Annotated in this window: 3 protein-coding genes; 2 read left to right on the top strand and 1 reads right to left on the bottom strand. The window is 50.9% G+C overall.

The annotated features are described in order from the left end of the window. Positions 1-69 precede the first annotated feature (69 nt). Positions 70-1872 (top strand): T9SS type A sorting domain-containing protein, encoded by a 1803-nt coding sequence (locus AAF564_26365; protein MEM8489098.1) that lies wholly within the window; start codon positions 70-72, stop codon positions 1870-1872. Positions 1873-2070: 198 nt separating this feature from the next. Continuing rightward, the gene (locus AAF564_26360; GenBank protein MEM8489097.1) at positions 2071-3510 is read left to right on the top strand and encodes a DUF3836 domain-containing protein; all 1440 of its coding nucleotides are present in this window, start codon (positions 2071-2073) and stop codon (positions 3508-3510) included. A 46-nt stretch (positions 3511-3556) separates the two neighbouring features. Here AAF564_26360 and AAF564_26355 read toward each other — a convergent pair. Beyond that, on the bottom strand, positions 3557-3912 hold a 356-nt coding region (locus AAF564_26355; protein MEM8489096.1), incomplete at its 5' end, for a serine hydrolase.

The following is a 3912-nucleotide window of genomic DNA, read 5'->3' as shown; positions in this document are numbered from 1 at the left end:
TTGGTTAAAGTTGTGTTTTCCATTTTCCTTCTCATATTTTTGTGAACGTGGAATATCGTTTTTGACCAGATGGACCGCAAAGGTATCATGCTGCACATCCAGACCCAGGAAACGGAGAACGAACTCCTCCTGGACGGCGGCAACCTTGGTGTACAACGCAAATTGTACTACCGCGAATTGGTCGCCCGCTTTGGGTACCACCACGCGATCACCTGGAATCTGGGTGAAGAGAACGAAGACAACACAACGCAGCAACGCAAAGACTTTGCAAGCTACATTCACGACCTCGATCCGTACGATCATCCAATTGTTGTTCATACGCTACCCGGACAATGGAATCAAATTTACGATCCGTTGCTTGATCTGGAGAGCTTTGACGGCCCATCACTGCAGGTTGGCAAGCCGGAAGACACACACTGGCTGACACTCGACTGGGTAAACAAGTCAGCAGCGGCCGGCAAAAAGTGGTATGTATGTATGGATGAGTCGGGCCCCTGGCAGCTTGGCGCAACACCCGATGGCCCAGGCAACAACCACGACACCATCCGCAAAGAAGTGCTGTGGGCAAACCTGATGGCCGGCGGTGGCGGTGTGGAGTGGTACTTTGGCTACGACTACCCGAACGACCATGACCTGAGTTCTGAAAACTTCCAGAATCGCGAGAACGTCTGGAATATCACCCGTTATGCCGTGGAGTTCTTCCAGAATTACCTGCCCTACATCGAGATGAAATCCAACGATGGATTGGCAACCAACGGCAGCAGCTACACCTTTGCAAAAGAAGGGGAAGTGTACGCGGTGTACCTAAAAAACGGCGGTACAACAAACCTGAACCTGGCCGGCGCCTCTGGCACCTTGAACGTTCAGTGGTACGACCCACGCAACGGCGGTGGACTACAGAATGGCTCAGTAACGCAAGTTAACGGTGGAGGCTCTGTCTCCCTTGGCCAGCCACCAAACAACACAAATTCAGACTGGGTTGCGCTGGTAAGCACCCAGCCCAATACAACGTTTGGGGATGCCACCAGCGACGGCAACATCTCCGCGCTTGATGCATCCCTGATTCTGCAGCATTCCATTGAGATTATCATTCTACCCGGTAGCATCACACCCGTGATTGACGTTTCGGGGAATGGAGATATTTCAGCTTTTGACGCTTCCCTGGTTTTACAGCATGTCGTTGAATTGATTAGCTGCTTCCCTGTGGATCCGGCTTGCGGCAGCAACAAAACAAGTGCGACAACGGCAACGGAGCTTTCCGTGCAACGCGAGTCTATCGACGACCAACAGTTCTGGGTGCATGTTTCGGTTAATGAACAAGCCGGCCCTGCCCAATCGCTCAGCCTGACCTTAAATTATAACCCGGAAGCAACGGCACTGGCAGACCTTGAGGCACAGTTGCCAGATGGTTGGCAGGTGTTGCAAAACGAAACACCCGGTGTAATGAAATTGGCCATTGCCGGGCTACCTTCAACGCTTTCGGAACGTGTGCTTTCTTTGCGGTTTGACAAACTTGCCTCGGGCTTGCCGGCAGCCGTCTCGGGCAGCGTATCTGTTGATGAAGCACCCGAAACCACATTTACATTGCAGGATGAAATCACCTTGCCGGATGCTTTTGTGCTCGATACAAACTACCCAAATCCGTTTAACCCGGAGACAACCATTCGGTACGCCATTCCGGAACAACAGCACGTCAAATTGACGGTCTTCGACATGACCGGAAGGGCAGTTGGAACGTTGGTTGACCAGGTGCAAACGCAAGGCGCTTATTCCGTGCGCTTCGACGCGGCCAATTTACCGAGCGGTACGTATCTGTATCGCATCGAAGCCGGCGCTTTTGTGCAGACGCGCAAGATGACGCTGGTCAAATAGGAAGCACTTCTTATCCGCCACAATATTCAAAAGCCGGCTCGAACGCATAGTTCGGACCGGCTTTTTTTGTGCGATACCTGTCTGGTTGAAGGAGGACATATACGCGCTAGCGTAGAGGGATGCGTGACATTGATATACCGGGTCAGTATCTTGGATATACAGGTACTGCTTCTTCGTGAACCCAGAGCATTTCTTACAATGAAGACCTGCATTTGGATTATTCTTTTAGTCCTTTCATGCGCAATCACAGCCCACGTGAACGCACAGGTTGTTGCTGAGTTATCCCCTTGTCCTGGGTACACTAACAACCCAACAGCAAATAATAAAAGCGCGGCTACAAAGATCGACGCCCACTTTAAGCTCCTGCAAAGTGATCTTACACCAGCAGAGAAAACAACCTGCCTGGTTACGGCGGGGCTAACGACCCAATTAAACAAACAATCACAAGCAGATGGATTGCTCTACACGGTGGAGTATCAAGGATGGGACAGTGTGGCCTGGATTCCTTCCAATCAGGATATGTATGTGTACGACGCCAATGGCCACGTAGCCAGTCGCACCCGTCGTTCATGGAACAGTGATACCCAATCATACAGCACAGCACGGTCCAGGACCAGTTATACCTATGATGCGCAAGGTCGCATTCTAACGGTACATGGGCAATCCTGGGATGATGATGCGCAGGAATTTGCAATCGGATCTCGAAGCGAGCTTACCTGGAGTGATGCCGGCGAACTACTAACGACGATGAGCTATGGTTGGCAAAACGGGGACTGGATTCTGGCGGCTTCGCTGGAGCGTACTTTCGAAAATGGTGTCGCGACGAAGGAGTTGAGCAAAAGGCGTGATGTTACCACCGGTTTGCTTACAAACTACATAAGGGTACTGCTAGCGTATGACGATCAACAACGTGTCATTGAGCGCATTGATCAGCAATGGGATATTGAGCGCGTGCGGTGGCAAAACTCAGTACGATCAACTATCTCCTACGCAGGATTCACCCGTACGTCGCGGGGAGACCTCTACAACAATGATGCGTGGCAACCTATAGTCATCCATTTCACCCTTTACAATGAACAGTTTCAAATATTGGAGGAAACTAACGCGCTGGCAGGAAGTGATGCACGGCCGCTGGGCAGACACTTCTACACGTACAATACGCAAGGTTATTTAATCGAAAAGCGATCCGAGTTTTTTGATCCGTTGACTGAAATGTGGCGCATGAACGCACGCATCATTTACGAAGTTGATGCCGATGGAGATATTTTAGAAAGCCGCTGGCAAGAGTTAGATCTTTTATTACAAGCATTGGTCAATACAGCCCGCGTGGTACATACGTATGCGCCGGCTGTTGGCATAGCTGGTGAACGACCAGGGATGCCATTTTCATTTAACCTGTATCCAAACCCAGCCCCCAACCACGTTACAGTGGAGGTCTCTCTGGATCAACCGATGGCCTTGCAGATTGCAATCTTCGACTTGCTGGGCCGGCGTATTTCCATACTGGTAGATACACCGCTTGCTACTGGCCTCCAGCGCTTTGTCTGGACCCCCACAGAATTGCCAGCCAGCACCTACTTCGTACGGTTACAAACTGATAGCGACGTTTCTACGCATGCCGTCACGTTGATGAAATAAAGTAGCTTGCGCATACGAAACTTAGTTCATAGGCCGGCTGACCTCGTTACTCAAGCCCAGGTACAACAAAGTCTGCCATTGCACGCGCTGCCAGCCAGGCTCCCATATCGTACAGGTTGATAAATGCCACGATTGAAATCTGTTGCTCCGGAAATCGCATATACTGCGCAACAAAGCCGGCCGTCTGACCGCTGTGTGTTTGCAATCGGCGTCCTCTGTATGATAATACCTCCCACCCCATCCCATAGTCAACGTTATCTCCCCATGACAATGTTGTAGGGGTACCATCAGGAAGCTGAACGGGGGTCCACATCAAGGACTTAGCTTTTGACGGCAAAAGTTTATCACTATACAGCGCTGCGTCCCATTTGGCCATGTCATGTACAGAAGACAGGATGCCCC

The sequence above is a fragment of the Bacteroidota bacterium genome, from assembly GCA_039111535.1.
Taxonomy (GTDB): Bacteria; Bacteroidota; Rhodothermia; order Rhodothermales; family JAHQVL01; genus JBCCIM01.
The sequence above is the reverse complement of the archived record's forward strand: the minus strand, read 5'-3'. Positions and strand labels throughout refer to the sequence as shown.

Bases quoted from the DNA above. Each gene is read 5' to 3' on its own strand.
- AAF564_26365 (MEM8489098.1), top strand. From the start codon at position 70: ATGGACCGCAAAGGTATCATGCTGCACATCCAGACCCAGGAAACGGAG.
- AAF564_26360 (MEM8489097.1), top strand. From the start codon at position 2,071: ATGAAGACCTGCATTTGGATTATTCTTTTAGTCCTTTCATGCGCAATC.